Here is a 628-nt window from a genome sequence, read left to right on the forward strand (position 1 = left end):
CCAGTACGCCTACGCCCTGTAGCCCCAGAGCAAACAAGCAGACCCAGCCAGACGAACGAAGGAGCACCTGTGTCCATCCCGCAGCGCGTCATCGTCATCCACGGATACGGAGCAGATCCCGACAGCCACTGGTTCCCGTGGCTGACGGATCAGCTCGGGCCCGAGAACGTCACGATCCCGCCCATGCCCGACCCCTCCAACCCGGATGCTGCCACATGGGTCGAGATCGCCACCAAGGCCATCGCCGACGCGGACGAGAACACCGTCATCATCGGCCACAGCCTCGGGGGAATCACCGCGTTGCGCGGCATCGCTGCGCAATCCCCCGCCTTCCACGTCGCGGGGATCATCATCGTCGCCGGTTTCGCCGAGCATCTCCCGGGCTACGCGGCACTGGACCCGTTCACCAGCGACCGTCTCGACATCGAAGCCCTTCGTTCCGTGAGCCCGAACAGGTCGGTCTTCGTCGCCGACATCGACCCGGTCCTCGACACCGCGATCGTCGAGCGTCTCGCCACGCGACTCGGCGCGAACCTCATCGAGGTCGCCGGCGCAGGCCACTTCCAGGCGGACGACGGCATCACAGCGCTGCCCGAGATCCTCAACGTCATCCGTGAGATCCCTGGCG

General features: G+C 66.2%; 1 protein-coding gene. It reads left to right on the top strand.

The features are described 5' to 3' along the window. Positions 1-69: 69 nt before the first annotated feature. The coding region (locus ACFCZN_RS21490; protein ID WP_430558118.1) for an RBBP9/YdeN family alpha/beta hydrolase at positions 70-628 on the top strand (559 nt) is incomplete at its 3' end.

The organism is Isoptericola sp. NPDC056134 (assembly GCF_042264825.1).
GTDB classification, from domain to species: domain Bacteria; phylum Actinomycetota; class Actinomycetes; order Actinomycetales; family Cellulomonadaceae; genus Isoptericola; species Isoptericola nanjingensis.